Here is a 14,048-nt window from a genome sequence, read left to right as displayed (position 1 = left end):
TTCTGAAGGATTCACAATTTACCAATAAAAAAAGCCTCTGCAAGTATTTAAACCTGCAGAGGCTTTTACCGTACCGCGTACGGGATTCGAACCCGTGCTACTGCCGTGAAAGGGCAGCGTCCTAAACCCCTAGACGAACGCGGCATAATCGAAGTAAAGTGTTAAACCTGTCAGGTATGGAATCCCGACAGGTTTTAACAGAGGGAGCCTGATGGGATTCGAACCCATGGCCTCCAGGACCACAACCTGGCGCTCTAACCGACTGAGCTACAAGCTCCATAACAGAGTACCGCGTACGGGATTCGAACCCGTGCTACTGCCGTGAAAGGGCAGCGTCCTAAACCCCTAGACGAACGCGGCATATCATTGAAGAGGCGACGGGCGGACTCGAACCGCCGTAGGAGGTTTTGCAGACCTCTGCCTAGCCACTCGGCCACGTCGCCAAAAAAGCGTTCTTCAGTACGCCCGACAGGACTCGAACCTGTAACCTACTCCTTAGAAGGGAGTTGCTCTATCCAGTTGAGCTACGGGCGCTCCTGTCTGTATGACTACTAAATGATCAATTTACGATCATTTAAAGAAAAAATACAAATGTCGGGGAGACAGGATTTGAACCTGCGACCCTTCGCTCCCAAAGCGAATGCGCTACCGGACTGCGCTACTCCCCGTAGTTGCAAAAACAATTTTGCCGGACTGTTTTTGCATAATACGTTCAATATTTCAAAGAAAACTGAAGGCTTTTATTAAATACCAATCAAGCCTTTCAGAAAGATGACAAATATAAGATTATTCTCGTCTCAAATCAATTTGAAAACGAGAAGAATTTTACTCCCTGAGCTTGGTCCATAGTTCACTCATAAAACCAATACCATAGGCTGTAAGCTGTGTAAATGATGCTACCGTGCCCAGCAGGCCAATAAAAATGTTATCATTGATATACCAAGAATGTACAAAAATAAGTAAAAATAGTGCGAGGTAGGGAAGGACCAGTATGTCAAAGAGCGGCATATTCCATAAAGGAAGACTCAGTAGAAATAATGTGCCCAGTGTAAATAGAGCCGGCAGCCAGTGTATTAACTTAACTTCTGATGGAAAGAATCGACTGATGTTGATGCGCGCACGGCCAAAGAAATGGAGTTGTTTAAAAAATTGTATCAGGTCTGTCCGTCGTTTATGATATACGTAAGCATCAGGGATTAATCCCGTAGAAAAACCGTGATTAATAATGCGGAGGCTGAATTCTATGTCTTCGCCCATCCGTGTGATGCGATACCCACCGGTTTCTTCATATACTTTTCGCGAAATACCCATATTAAAACTACGTGGATGAAAAGTACCGGCATGATTTTTATTCCCGCGAATTCCTCCGGTTGTAATAGGAGAGGTCATGGCATAGCTAATGGCTTTTTGCACCGGTGTAAAACTTTTGTGCTTGCGATCAGGACCGCCATAAGCATCCAGCGAATGCTTTTTTAAATAGTTATTGACGGTCTCAAAATAGTGGGACGGTATCAGGCAGTCGGAATCAAATACAACAAAAAAGTCCCCCTTTGCTCGCTCAAAACCATAGTTTCGGCTAAATCCCTGGCCGGAATTTTCTTTAAAATAGTAACGAATATCCAGTTCTTTTTTGTAACTCTTTACTACCTCTTTGCAATGATCTTCAGAACCATCCTCAATAATAAGAACCTCAAAATTTGTGTAAGTTTGGCTCGTCAGGCTTTCCAGCAATTCATCAACTTCTTGGGGACGATTATAGACGGGGATAACAACAGAAAAAAACATAGTACAGGGTTAACTAATTTTGAATGCACCAAACCTACAAATTTTATTGCAAAAATTTAGTGGCTTACAGCTGAAACTCTGGAAAATAATTGCGTTCTTTACACTTCAATTTTACTAACAAAATATTGGTGTATATATGGCTGCATTCGCTTTACGAGTATTATTTATAGTTCTGTTTCCTTCTATTGTGTTGGCTCAATCAATTAGCCTGTCTATAACCGCTGCTACAAGTAATAATAATGGGAACACGTTTTTAGTTGACGGCAACAAAGTAACAATCAAATCTGATCGGCTTCGTTTTTCCAGTTCGGGGAAGACGATTACTGATTTTCTGGATGTTGATGTATCGGCTGATGAATCAATTGTGAGTGTCTTGCAGCAATCGGGAGACGATGGAACAATTTCTGTATATGATGCCAAAGGAAAGCTATTAACTACCTATAGCAGCACCGTTACTTTAGGCACTTCGGACCCTTCAAAAGCGATATATTCCGCCAATAACGGCCATGTACTGCTCCGCGATAACATCACACGTTTTAGTTTTTATGATATATTCGGAAATGTTGCAGCCAGTATGTCTAGTAGTAGTCAAAGTAAGCAAGGTGAAAAGATTTCTCAGGTTGTGACCAGCCAAGATCAGTCTGGCACCGTTATTTATAATCCAAAAATAAAAAGAAACGGTAAGCTAGCATCTCGGGCGCAGTCTAAACGAGCAGATAATAATTTTGAGCAGATTTTTTACAGTCAAGACCGATACTTGAAAGATGTTACCATATCTGACAATGGAGATCTTATTGTCTTGATAACCGGTAAATCGGGTGCACAAGATAAAGCTGTTATTATGGATCTTTACGGAAATGTGCTTAATAGTATTTCTGTTGATGACAATTTGAAAGGTGGATCATTTTCGTCGGACTATGGGTTTATTACTCTTTATTCTTCGAGCAGGGTGATGGTCTATTCGTTGCTGGATGGCGACAGACTGGGATCCACAAGTTTAGATGGGAAAGTATTTCTTGCGGATTATTTTCCAGAGGATGACCTGATTTTAGCGTTTACCGGTAACTATTCAGCGGGTAGTGGAATGCTGGATAATCCGTCATTTGAAGCTATAAACCTTAAGAAACGGTCGATTGTTAGTAAAGAATTGTCGGGATCAGTTGGATTTACAAAAGCGCTAACGCCAAAGCTGATCAGGATTTCTGATGACAGTTATGAGCTAAAGAATGGTAGTAATGAGATTCGCATTGAAACCGACTTTTAATACCGAGATACAATAGCAGTTATAATAAAAAAGCCCGTCGGAATTAATCCAACGGGCTTTTACTGATTATTATCTTTATTTGCTGAAGCTAGCTTATGCCTTAGCCTCTGACTTTGACTCTTCATCCGTGCCTTCTGATTCAGTATCGTCATCAGAAGATGAACTTTCTTCACTGTCAGAAGTTTTAGCAGTGTCATCTACCTCAGTCCAACCAAAGGTGAGTCCATCACGTGATTTATTCATCTTGATCTTTATCTCAGAACCTTCGGGATGATCTGCTTCCAGCAGTTCTTCAGCCAGTGGTTCTTCTACATATTTTTGAATAGCACGTTTAAGCGGACGAGCACCATATTTCTGGTCAAATCCTTTCTCACTTAAGAAGTCTTTAGCTCCCTGCGTTACTTCAACTTCGTAACCAAGTTCGTGGATACGCTGAAATAGGTCATCAGACAGAATATCGATAATCTGAAAGATATCTTCTTTCTCCAGCGCACGGAACGTAATAACATCATCAATCCGATTCAGGAATTCCGGATTGAATACTTTCTTGAGAGCATCCTGTACCGTTGACTTCATTTGTTCATAATCGAAATTGGTATCGCTGTTCGAAAACCCAATACCTTCACCCAGGCTACGGATATCCCTTGCACCGATATTTGAAGTCATGATGATGATCGTATTTCTAAAATCAACCTTGCGGCCCAGGCTATCGGTAAGAATACCGTCATCAAGTACTTGTAGCAGTATGTTAAATACATCCGGGTGAGCTTTTTCAATTTCATCAAGGAGTACAACACTGTACGGTTGTCGCCGCACTTTTTCGGTGAGCATGCCACCTTCTTCGTGCCCCACATAGCCGGGAGGAGCCCCCACCAAGCGAGAGACCGAGAATTTTTCCATATATTCACTCATATCAATACGGATGAGCGCATCGTCTTTATCAAATAAGTATCTTGAAAGGACTTTGGCCATTTCGGTTTTACCAACACCCGTAGGACCAAGAAAGATGAACGATCCGATAGGGCGGGTAGGGTCTTTAAGTCCGGCGCGTGTTCGTTTTATGGCCTTGGTTAGTTTAACAATTGCTTCGTTCTGGCCAATAATTTGTTTTGAAAGTTCTTCTTTCATGTTGGCCAGCTTCTTGCTTTCGCTCTCGCTGATTTTGCTTACCGGAACGCCGCTCATCATACCTACGACATGAGCGACATCTTTTTCTTCAACATCATAAACAATCTCTTCAGATTCTTTTTTCCACTCTTCCTGTGCCTGCTCAAGTTCTTCTTTCATGCGTTTTTCTTTGTCGCGCAGACGAGCAGCTTCTTCAAAGCGCTGTTTCTTGACCATGCTATTTTTCTTATTGCTGGTCTGTTCAATCTCGTCCTCCAGATCAATAATATGCTGTGGCACATGAATGTTTGACAAGTGAACACGTGCACCTGCTTCATCAAGAGCATCAATAGCTTTGTCGGGCAAAAAGTGATCCGTCACATAACGATCAGTTAGATTTACGCAGGCTTCGATAGCGTCAGATGAATACTTTACGCTGTGGTGATCTTCATAGCGATCACTAATTTGCGTAAGAATATCCATCGTTTCCTCTTTAGTAGTCGGATCAACCATAATTTTCTGGAAGCGTCGTTCAAGGGCTCCATCTTTCTCAATATGTTCGCGATATTCATTGAGTGTTGTAGCTCCGATGGCTTGTACTTCGCCGCGGGCAAGAGCAGGTTTTAGCATGTTTGAAGCATCAAGTGATCCGCTTGCTCCGCCAGCACCGACGATGGTATGAAGTTCATCGATAAAGAGAATGACATCCTTCGTTTTTTCCAGTTCGCCCATCACCGCTTTCATACGTTCTTCAAATTGTCCTCGGTATTTGGTTCCGGCAACGAGGGAACCTAGATCCAGGGCGATGACTCGCTTGTCATACAGAACGCGAGACACTTTTCGTTCGACAATTCGAGAAGCTAATCCTTCTGCGATGGCTGTTTTACCAACGCCGGGTTCACCAATTAGAACAGGATTATTCTTTTTCCGGCGGCTTAGTACTTGGGCGACGCGTTCAATTTCTTCTTCACGGCCAATAATCGGATCAAGTTCATTATCTTCGGCCAGCTGGGTAAGGTCTCGACCAAAATTATCGAGTACCGGGGTTTTAGATTTGTCCATTTTCTTTTCTTTAGAGCTTCCGGATGATTTTGAGCTGCCTTTGGATGAAGAAAGACTGGAAGAAACCGAACGTGAATCTCCCTGGTTATCATCCGAGGATTTGCCCGAAATGATAAGGTCTAATTCTTCGCGTACCGAATCGTAAGAGATACTAAACTGCTGTAAAATTTGTGCAGCAATATTTTCATCATCCCGCAACAGAGAAAGTAGCAGGTGTTCGGTACCAATAGTATCACTCTTATAAAGCTTTGCTTCGAGATAAGTAATTCGCAAAACCTTTTCGGCCTGTTTGGTGAGAGGAATATTACCCACCTTTACAGAGCCGCCCGTTCCCCGAACAGTATCTTCAACAGTTTTTTTAAGCTTGAAGAGATCGCAGTTAAGGTTCTTTAGTATTTTGACAGCTACACCTTCTCCCAGCCGTACAATGCCGAGTATAAGATGTTCTGTACCAATATAGTCATGCCCTAACCGCAATGCTTCTTCACGGCTAAATTGAATAACATCTCGAACTTTACTTGAAAAATTACCCTCCATATCCATCTAACTTTCTTCTAAGTTTTGGGTTATTTGCCTGTAGCATTAACGATTGAGTGTAGAAAATAGTTCACTTTTCTTTATCGAAAGTAGTATGGCCTCGATGCAAAAGCAAACTAATATGGTGTCTTCGTACTGTCAAATTTAACTTTCAAAAAGCTGTTAAAATTTATACTAAGCTTTCGAAAGAATTAGATTGCGACTGTAGGTGAGTAAACGTGTGTATCTAAAAATAAAGAGATTCAAAAGAGAGCTGATCCTGTCATCTCTTCTGGTTGGTCAATATTTATCATTTTTAGTAGGGTGGGAGCCACATCGGCTAATATACCATCCTGCAGCGTTTTAGCCCTGTATTCGCCTGCAATTATTGCCGGCACTTTGGCCGAGGTGTGCGCGGTATGGGGCGAACCGTCCTTATTAATCATGCAGTCTGCGTTACCGTGATCGGCGATAATAAGCACTTTATAATTGTGATCGGTAGCTGTTTCCATCACTTTTTTAAGTTGGCCATCAATCGTTTCTACTGCTTGTATTGCTGCCTGCATATCGCCGGTATGTCCAACCATATCGGAGTTGGCAAAATTAAGAATACATAAGTGATTTTTTTCCGTCATCAATTGTGCGCATAACGCATCGGTAACTTCAGGTGCACTCATCTCCGGTTGCAAATCGTAAGTAGCTACCTTGGGACTTGGAATAATAATTCGCTGCTCACCGGTAAATGGTTGTTCGTCTCCGCCGTTAAAAAAATATGTTACATGAGGATATTTTTCTGTTTCAGCAATACGCAATTGTTTTAAATAGTGATTGCTGACTACTTCGCCCAGCGTATTATTGAGCTCCAGCGGCGGATAAGCAACCTCTACATTTTTAAAAGTACTGTCGTAAGCAGTGAAGGTAGTGTAGTCAAGCGACAGATCTTTTTGAACTTCAAAATCGTTGAATTCCTGTTCGGTAAAAGCCTGTGTTAATTGACGTGCACGATCACCGCGAATGTTATAGAAAATAACCACATCACCTTTTTGGATACGCGAATCAGGCGATTGATCAATAATTTTCGGTGTTACAAACTCATCGGTAACTCCACCGTCATAAGAGGCACGAAGTGCTGCTCGCGGATTGTCGAAGGATTGTCCCTTGCCATGAACGAGCAGGTCATAAGCCATCTTAGTTCTATCCCACCGGTGGTCGCGGTCCATTGCATAGTAACGGCCAACGATTGAAGCAATTTTTCCCGTCCCAATTTGTTTAGCTTTCTTCTCAAACTGTTTGATATATTCTAACCCATCGTGGGGAGAAGTATCGCGTCCATCAGTAAAAGCATGCACAAAGGTATCCTCAATACCCATGGATTTTGCAAACTGTAGCAGGGCAAACAAATGATTATTATGGCTGTGCACGCCACCGTCAGAAAACAAACCCATAAGATGGATGCGACCGTGCTGTTTAGCTTTGTCAAAAGCAGCAGAGAGTGCCTCGTTTTCAAAGAAGCGGCCATCCTCAATGGCATCATTAATGCGTGTTAACTCTTGGGGAACAATGCGCCCTGCACCAATATTAAGATGCCCAACTTCTGAATTCCCGAACTGGCCATCGGGTAACCCCACATCTCGTCCGCTTGCCGATAGGGCAGAGTGGGGATAGTTAGAGAAAAGAGAATCAATAAATGGAGTATGAGCACGGTCGATGGCACTCACATCCTTATTCTTAGCCAAACCGAAACCATCCAAGATAACCAGAAGTGCTTTATCGGTCGGTTTAGCCAAGGGTTTTAGAAACTACAGTTACAGGTTGTGTAGGTGCTTATCGAGTTTTGCCTTTTTGCGAGCAGCAAAGTTCTCGTGAATAAGATCTTTTGATGCCATCTTATCGAGATAAGAAGTAGCTTCTTTTACCGCTTCTTCAGCTTCTTCTTTATCAGTTGTTTCCATGGCTTTCTTAACCAGCGTTTTCATTTTTGACCGTTGGCTCTGGTTTCTTTGCCGACGTTTTTCGTTTTGTCGTACTCGCTTAACTGCTGATTTGTGTTGTGGCATAAGTTGGTAATCTTTCTTATCAGTTCTTCAAATTATTTTGTATCATCTGCTTCCTTATTTCAGAATGGCCCCAAAGTTAAAATTTCTGGAATTGTTAAACAAGCAATGATTGAAAAATTATAAAAATAACGGTAAATTAGGGGACTTTCGATTATGATAATAGTGATTGATGGGCCGGCCGGATCGGGAAAGAGTACAACTGCCAAGGCCGTAGCCGATAAATTACAAATTGAGTATCTCGATTCAGGGGCATTATATAGAGCTGTAACGCTTATTTATTTAGAAGCGAATCGGGATTCGGAAACGTTCTTTCGTTTATTGGATCAGAAAAAGATTACGTTTTATTACATTGATAGCCAGTTTCATGTATGTATTGATGGCGCTTCGGTGACTGACCAAATACGGACGCCCGAAGTCGCTAATCTTGTGAGTAAGGTTGCGGCGATGCCGAAAGTCCGCACTTTTGTGAATGAGTTAATGCGCGATGCCGTTACTGACGGTATTTATATTGCCGAAGGTCGGGATTTGGGAACAGCAGTATTTCCCGATGCGAAGCTAAAGTTTTATATGGATGCTGATTTATCCGAGCGGGCTCGTAGGAGATATAATGAGCTTAAGAAAGATAATCCCGGTCTTACATACCGAGAAGTAAAATTGAATATTGCTGAACGTGACCGGCAGGATACAAGCCGAGATAAAGATCCATTGATACAATCAAAAGATGCGCTATCAATTGATACTACTGACTTGACATTTGAACAACAGGTTGATCGAATTTGTTTAACTATTAATGAACAGCTTTTAAATTGATTTTTAATTTGTATCACTAATCCTAACACTAATCCCATCCTGTAATTTTGGGATGCGGTAATTTTAACTAACATAGATAATGACAGACGAATCAAAACAAGAACAAAACAACGAAACCGAAGAAGAGACTGCGGTTACTGAAGAGTCTCAAGAAGAAACTACAGCTGAATCTACTACCAAAGAAGAACAGGTAGAAGAGGAACAAGCTGAAATCGAAGAAGAAACAGCTCCGGAACCAGAAGAAATTGTTACTTTTTCCGGCGATGTAGAAAGCGATGAAACCTTCACATACGACCAGCTGCAGGCTGAATCAGAAGATTATACTGATGAAGAGTTTCATGAGCTTGCCGGAATGTATGAGAACACGCTCAATGAAATTGAAGAGAAGGAAATTGTAACCGGACGTGTTGCCTCTGCTAATAATGATTACGTAGTTGTCGATATTGGCTTCAAATCCGAAGGCATTATACAGGCTAATGAATTTCCCGATGAAGTTGTAGAGAACTTGCAGCCTGGTGATGAGGTTGATGTATTCCTTGATCAGGTTGAAGATGAAGAAGGGCAGCTTATCCTTTCGCGTCGTAAGGCTGATATCTTGCATGCGTGGGAGACTATTGAACGAGCTGCAGAAACCGGCGAAGTTATTGAAGGATATATCAAGCGCCGTATCAAAGGAGGTATGGTCGCCGATATTATGGGTATTGATGCCTTCTTGCCCGGATCTCAGATTGATGTTCGCCCGGTACGCGACTTTGATGCGTATGTCGGAAAGACGATGGAATTTCAGGTTGTGAAACTGAATATGTCGGCCGAGAACGTAGTGGTCTCGCACCGTGCACTTATTGAGTCTGATCTGGAAGAACAGCGCGAAGAAATTCTGTCCACAATTGAAGAAGGACAAGTGCTCGAGGGTGTTGTCAAAAATATTACCGATTTCGGTGTATTCATCGACCTTGGAGGCGTGGACGGTCTCTTACACATCACAGATCTTTCGTGGGGACGTGTTGATCATCCGGAAGAAATTGTTTCGCTTGATCAGCGTCTTAATGTTGCAGTTATTGACTTTGACGAAGAGTCCAAGCGTGTTTCACTGGGCCTCAAACAACTGCAGCCACATCCTTGGGATGAAATTGATCTCAAATACCCTGAAAATATTCAGGTACAGGGTCGTGTCGTCTCTATTGCTGATTATGGTGCCTTTATCGAGCTTGAAAAAGGCGTTGAAGGATTGATTCACATCAGCGAGATGTCATGGACACAGCACATTAAGCATCCGTCGCAGTTGGTTGACAAGGATGACATTATTGACTGTGTAGTGCTTAATGTTAATGAGCCTGAAAAGAAGATATCACTTGGTGTTAAGCAGCTTGATAAAGATCCATGGGAAGACATTGACAGTCGCTATCCTGTTGGATCCAAGCATAAAGGTACGGTTCGAAATCTCACTAACTTTGGAGTCTTTGTTGAACTCGAACCTGGTATTGACGGACTCATCCATATTTCTGATCTCAGCTGGACGGAAAAAATTAATCATCCAAATGAGGTTATTGACAAGGGTGAAGAAATCGAAGTCATCATTCTGGCTATCGACTTTGAAAACCGCCGCATAACGCTTGGTCACAAGCAGATTGAGGAAAATCCTTGGGAAGCTCTTGCCGAGGAATACGGAGGTACCAATGAGGTTGAAGGTGAGATTACCAAAACAACCGAAAAAGGAGCCTTTGTTTCATTGCCTCATGGTCTGGAAGGATTTTTGCCAGCCGATAAGGCTGAAATCGACGGTGAGCCTGCTGAAGAGTATGAGGAAGGTGACAGCGTTGAAGCATTTGTCATTGAACTGGATGAAACTGATAAAAATATTACCCTCAGCCAGTTCGAAGAAGATGTGGAAAAGTCTGAATCCGAGTCTAAGCCTAAGAAAGAACGGGATACTCAAAAATCCGGTTCTTCTACCAAAACAGGTACTCCAACGCTTGGTGAAATGTCGGGCTTAGCTGATCTGAAACAAGAGATGGCTGAGAAACAGAAAGCAGAAGCAGTCAAAAAGTTTCGTGAAAAGGCCGAAGATGAAGAACAGGAAGGCGACGCTTCTTCCGAAGCTTCAGAGGCAGAAGAAACTGAGGCAGACGATCAGGAAGAATAACGGACTGCTTAGATAAATAATTATAAAGGCTCAGAGAATTACTCTCTGAGCCTTTTTTATTTGGTGTCAATTTCTTTAAGGGAAGCAGTTTTGACCTCGTGCCGGATGGCACGTACTATGATACCATAGATAATGGAGGGCTTGGCAAAACGTTGTGTCATTGCGAATGGAGGAGATGGAATGAGCGAGATGTGGAATCCCCACAATATTGGGGATCACCATGCCCAAAAAACGTGGGTCCGCGATGACAATTTCAGATCATATGGTTTTGCAAAGGATTCTAATAGAAGCTATATCAGGAATTACGGCACCTGAATTTTGCTCATCACCTTTTCGACCAGGTTTTCAGAGCTGATGTTTTCAGCTTCAGCCTCGAAAGTAGGAATAATGCGATGGCGCAGTACATCCATAGCCACAGTGCGAATATCTTCGGGCGTAACATAAGCACGATGTTCCATGAAGGCATGTGCACGGGCCGCGAGGTTAAGATTAATAGAGGCACGGGGAGATGCTCCAAAATTGATGAGTTCAGCAAGGTCATCGAGCCCGTATTTTTGGGGATCCCGCGTAGCAAAGATCAGGTTGATAATATATTTTTCAACTTTTTCATCTACGTAAATTTCATTAATAACCTTACGGGCCTCCAGCACTTTATCAGCATCAACGACTGGTTCCAGAACTTGCTTTTCGCCGGTGCGCGCATTTTTGCGCATAATTTCTAACTCTTCATCCTCGGTAGGATAATCAATGTTTATTTTCATCATAAATCGGTCAACCTGTGCTTCGGGCAGGGGATAGGTTCCCTCTTGTTCTACCGGATTTTGAGTGGCAAGAGCAAGAAAAGGATCTTCGAGCTCATAGGTGTTTTCGCCAATGGTTACTTGCTGTTCCTGCATAGCCTCGAGCAAGGCACTTTGAACTTTGGCAGGGGATCGGTTGATCTCATCAGCCAAAATAATGTTCGCAAAAATAGGTCCTTTTTTAACAGTAAATTCGGCCTCCTTTTGATTGTAAATAAGTGTACCAATCAGATCAGCAGGCAGCAGATCCGGTGTAAACTGCAGGCGTTGAAAATCAGTATTAATAACTTTAGCTAGTGAAGAAATAGTGAGTGTTTTCGCTAGCCCGGGCACTCCTTCAAGCAGTACGTGTCCATCGGCAAGCAGCCCGATAAGCAGCCGATCAATCATATATTGCTGGCCAACAATAACTTTGTCGAGCTCAGTGTAAATGTCTTCAATAAATGCACTGGACTTTTCAATTTTCTGGCCCAGCTTTTCCATATCTACGGATGTATCCATGGCAAACTTAAATGGTTGATTTAGAATTCAATTATGTAATAACTATTTTCCTGCGCAGAAATATAAATGTCTAAAGGTAATAAATGGAAATCATAGATTCTTTTTTATTGGGACTTATTCAGGGATTAACTGAATTTTTGCCCATCAGCAGTTCAGGTCATCTGGTATTAGCAGAACAATTGTTGGGTACCAAACTGGATAAAAGCATTACTTTCGAAGTAGTAGTGCATTTTGGAACCCTCTGCAGTATTATCATTTACTACAGGCGCCATATTGCCGATATCCTGTCTTCGTTGTGGCAACTCGTAGCAAATCCAGCTGAATTCTCTAATAAAATATCTACAGACAGTAACATCAAGCTCACCGGCTTTATTTTACTGAGTATGCTCCCCGCCATGATCGTGGGATTAACGCTCGAAGAGGTGATCACCAATATATTTAATGATCCGGTTACCGTTTCGGCTATGCTGTTGGTGACCGGCACCATTTTATTTGCTACCCGTTTTAGAGATCAATTTACTAAAGATGTTACGGCTGGCAGTGCATTTGGTATTGGATTGGCTCAAGCCTTTGCTATTTTGCCCGGCATCAGCCGATCGGGCTCGACTATTTCGTTAGGGTTGTACTTGGGAATTAAAAGGAAGAAGGTAGCTAATTTTTCTTTTCTGATGGTAATACCTGTCATTGGCGGGGCCATGCTACTCAAAATTTTTGAGATGATAGAACTGGGGGTTTCTTTCGATGCATTGCTGGTTCTTATCGTTGGATTTGTGACGTCATTTATTTCCGGATATTTTGCGCTCAAGTATCTTATTATTTTACTAAGTAAAAAAGGTATCCACCCCTTTTCTTGGTACTGTTGGGCGGTAGGTATAGTGGGATTAATTTATTTTTGGTGATGGGATATTTTTAGCCAGAAGTTCCTACAATTTTTATAAGATGAATGGATAACAAGTAATAAGTATTACCGAATTTTTTGTTATTACTCAATTCCTGACAGTCTAGGATTACTCTTTTAAAGATTAAAAAATATAAGCTGAAATCCGGATTTGTGTTGATGAGGTTGGCAAATTTATCTACCTTTGAAGCCACTAAATAATTAGATATTTATGATTACGTATTCCTTTATTTTTCTGGCTGTTTTGGCAGTTGCTTCCGCGCTGATGATGGTGATAAGTAAAAATACCGTCAACAGTGCACTCTTTCTGGTTTTTAATATGATGTCACTAGCAGGTTTATTTCTATTGCTGCAGGCACAGTTTCTGGCTGTCATTCAGATTTTGGTATATGCTGGCGCCATTATGGTACTGTTCTTGTTTGTCATTATGTTATTGAACGTAGATGAAGAACAAAGCTTGTTTAACAAGCTGCGGTTAAAATATTTTGTTGCTTTTTTACTGGGCGTTAGCGTATTTGCTCAAATCCTGTACAGTATTGGCAGTTTTTCAGATACATTACCTATGATATCATCCAAAATGGCCGAAGTGGGAACGGTAGAAGCAGTAGGGGATGTGCTCTATACAAAGTACCTGCTTCCATTTCATATAATAGCTATGCTTTTGACTGCCGCCATGAACGGAGCTCTGATGATAGCACAACACAAAGTTAGAACTGAGGACAATAAATGATTGGTATTGACTGGTTTTTGGCGCTGAGTGCGCTATTGTTTTGTATTGGTATTGTTGGTGTCTTAATTCGCAAGAATGCCATTGTGATTTTTATGTGCGTAGAACTGATGTTGAATGCCGTTAATTTATCGTTGGTTTCTTTCAGCAGTCACTACGGCAATATTGACGGACAGATTTTAGTGTTCTTTTCGCTTGCTATTGCGGCAGCTGAGGCCGTAGTAGGGCTGGCAATTATTATTGCCATTTTTCGCAATAACCTTTCGGTGGACATCAGTAATATTAACTTGCTTCGTTGGTAGAAATTGGATGTTATCAAAAGTTAATTGGATACATAAAAGCATCTCGTGTAAGAGATATTCCCTTGATCATATAACG

Annotated in this window: 11 protein-coding genes and 6 tRNA genes; 6 read left to right on the top strand and 11 right to left on the bottom strand. The window is 41.9% G+C overall.

Annotation, left to right across the window (positions count from 1 at the left end; genetic code table 11):
- Window positions 1-71 precede the first annotated feature (71 nt).
- From LX73_RS04480 to LX73_RS04450, 7 genes are all read right to left on the bottom strand, one after another.
- Window positions 72-144: transfer RNA gene (locus LX73_RS04480), tRNA-Glu, on the bottom strand.
- Window positions 145-203: 59 nt separating this feature from the next.
- Window positions 204-277 (bottom strand) — tRNA-His (locus LX73_RS04475).
- A 10-nt stretch (window positions 278-287) separates the two neighbouring features.
- Window positions 288-360 (bottom strand) — tRNA-Glu (locus tag LX73_RS04470).
- Between the two features lie 12 nt (window positions 361-372).
- Window positions 373-443, bottom strand: a tRNA-Cys gene (locus tag LX73_RS04465).
- Between the two features lie 17 nt (window positions 444-460).
- Window positions 461-534: transfer RNA gene (locus tag LX73_RS04460), tRNA-Arg, on the bottom strand.
- A gap of 60 nt (window positions 535-594) precedes the next feature.
- Window positions 595-668 (bottom strand) — tRNA-Pro (locus tag LX73_RS04455).
- Window positions 669-825: 157 nt separating this feature from the next.
- Window positions 826-1,785 carry a glycosyltransferase family 2 protein gene (locus LX73_RS04450; RefSeq protein WP_148898260.1) on the bottom strand — a complete coding sequence of 320 codons (960 nt, stop codon included), beginning with the start codon at window positions 1,783-1,785 and terminating at the stop codon, window positions 826-828.
- Window positions 1,786-1,921: 136 nt separating this feature from the next.
- Here LX73_RS04450 and LX73_RS04445 point away from each other — a divergent pair, with 136 nt between their 5' ends.
- Window positions 1,922-3,049 (top strand): hypothetical protein, encoded by a 1,128-nt coding sequence (locus LX73_RS04445; RefSeq protein ID WP_148898259.1) that lies wholly within the window; start codon window positions 1,922-1,924, stop codon window positions 3,047-3,049.
- A 93-nt stretch (window positions 3,050-3,142) separates the two neighbouring features.
- Here the strand turns inward: LX73_RS04445 and LX73_RS04440 are convergent, their stop codons facing one another.
- The 3 genes from LX73_RS04440 to rpsT form a co-directional block, all read right to left on the bottom strand.
- The gene (locus tag LX73_RS04440) at window positions 3,143-5,755 is read right to left on the bottom strand and encodes an ATP-dependent Clp protease ATP-binding subunit (protein WP_148898258.1); all 2,613 of its coding nucleotides are present in this window, start codon (window positions 5,753-5,755) and stop codon (window positions 3,143-3,145) included.
- Between the two features lie 242 nt (window positions 5,756-5,997).
- Complete coding sequence (gpmI, locus tag LX73_RS04435) at window positions 5,998-7,521, bottom strand: 2,3-bisphosphoglycerate-independent phosphoglycerate mutase (protein ID WP_148898257.1); 1,524 nt, start codon at window positions 7,519-7,521, stop codon at window positions 5,998-6,000.
- Between the two features lie 18 nt (window positions 7,522-7,539).
- Complete coding sequence (gene rpsT / locus LX73_RS04430) at window positions 7,540-7,791, bottom strand: 30S ribosomal protein S20 (protein ID WP_148898256.1); 252 nt, start codon at window positions 7,789-7,791, stop codon at window positions 7,540-7,542.
- 153 nt (window positions 7,792-7,944) lie between these two features.
- Here rpsT and cmk point away from each other — a divergent pair, with 153 nt between their 5' ends.
- A complete protein-coding gene (gene cmk / locus LX73_RS04425) occupies window positions 7,945-8,601 on the top strand; it encodes a (d)CMP kinase (protein ID WP_148898255.1) in 657 nt (218 codons plus the stop codon).
- A gap of 79 nt (window positions 8,602-8,680) precedes the next feature.
- Window positions 8,681-10,744 (top strand): 30S ribosomal protein S1, encoded by a 2,064-nt coding sequence (rpsA, locus tag LX73_RS04420; RefSeq protein WP_148898254.1) that lies wholly within the window; start codon window positions 8,681-8,683, stop codon window positions 10,742-10,744.
- A 302-nt stretch (window positions 10,745-11,046) separates the two neighbouring features.
- Here rpsA and LX73_RS04415 read toward each other — a convergent pair whose 3' ends face one another.
- A complete protein-coding gene (locus LX73_RS04415; protein ID WP_148898253.1) occupies window positions 11,047-12,045 on the bottom strand; it encodes an AAA family ATPase in 999 nt (332 codons plus the stop codon).
- A gap of 83 nt (window positions 12,046-12,128) precedes the next feature.
- Between LX73_RS04415 and LX73_RS04410 the strand changes: the two genes are divergently transcribed.
- The 3 genes from LX73_RS04410 (at window position 12,129) to nuoK (ending at window position 13,972) form a co-directional block, all read left to right on the top strand.
- Window positions 12,129-12,944 carry an undecaprenyl-diphosphate phosphatase gene (locus LX73_RS04410; RefSeq protein WP_148898252.1) on the top strand — a complete coding sequence of 272 codons (816 nt, stop codon included), beginning with the start codon at window positions 12,129-12,131 and terminating at the stop codon, window positions 12,942-12,944.
- A gap of 210 nt (window positions 12,945-13,154) precedes the next feature.
- Window positions 13,155-13,673: an NADH-quinone oxidoreductase subunit J family protein gene (locus tag LX73_RS04405; RefSeq protein ID WP_148898251.1), complete on the top strand. Its 519-nt coding sequence runs from the start codon at window positions 13,155-13,157 to the stop codon at window positions 13,671-13,673.
- Window positions 13,670-13,972 (top strand): NADH-quinone oxidoreductase subunit NuoK, encoded by a 303-nt coding sequence (nuoK, locus tag LX73_RS04400; protein WP_148898250.1) that lies wholly within the window; start codon window positions 13,670-13,672, stop codon window positions 13,970-13,972. Before LX73_RS04405 ends, nuoK begins: the two co-directional genes overlap by 4 nt.
- Window positions 13,973-14,048 lie beyond the last annotated feature (76 nt).

The organism is Fodinibius salinus (assembly GCF_008124865.1).
Lineage (GTDB): Bacteria > Bacteroidota > Rhodothermia > Balneolales > Balneolaceae > Fodinibius > Fodinibius salinus.
This window is presented reverse-complemented; position numbering and strand designations above follow the sequence as displayed.

Excerpts from the sequence above, each read along its gene's own strand:
- LX73_RS04410 (WP_148898252.1), top strand. The coding sequence starts at position 12,129 with ATGGAAATCATAGATTCTTTTTTATTGGGACTTATTCAGGGATTAACT.
- LX73_RS04450 (WP_148898260.1), bottom strand. The coding sequence starts at position 1,785 with ATGTTTTTTTCTGTTGTTATCCCCGTCTATAATCGTCCCCAAGAAGTT.
- LX73_RS04415 (WP_148898253.1), bottom strand. The coding sequence starts at position 12,045 with ATGGATACATCCGTAGATATGGAAAAGCTGGGCCAGAAAATTGAAAAG.
- nuoK (WP_148898250.1), top strand. The coding sequence starts at position 13,670 with ATGATTGGTATTGACTGGTTTTTGGCGCTGAGTGCGCTATTGTTTTGT.
- rpsA (WP_148898254.1), top strand. The coding sequence starts at position 8,681 with ATGACAGACGAATCAAAACAAGAACAAAACAACGAAACCGAAGAAGAG.
- LX73_RS04405 (WP_148898251.1), top strand. The coding sequence starts at position 13,155 with ATGATTACGTATTCCTTTATTTTTCTGGCTGTTTTGGCAGTTGCTTCC.
- LX73_RS04445 (WP_148898259.1), top strand. The coding sequence starts at position 1,922 with ATGGCTGCATTCGCTTTACGAGTATTATTTATAGTTCTGTTTCCTTCT.
- LX73_RS04440 (WP_148898258.1), bottom strand. The coding sequence starts at position 5,755 with ATGGAGGGTAATTTTTCAAGTAAAGTTCGAGATGTTATTCAATTTAGC.
- cmk (WP_148898255.1), top strand. The coding sequence starts at position 7,945 with ATGATAATAGTGATTGATGGGCCGGCCGGATCGGGAAAGAGTACAACT.
- rpsT (WP_148898256.1), bottom strand. The coding sequence starts at position 7,791 with ATGCCACAACACAAATCAGCAGTTAAGCGAGTACGACAAAACGAAAAA.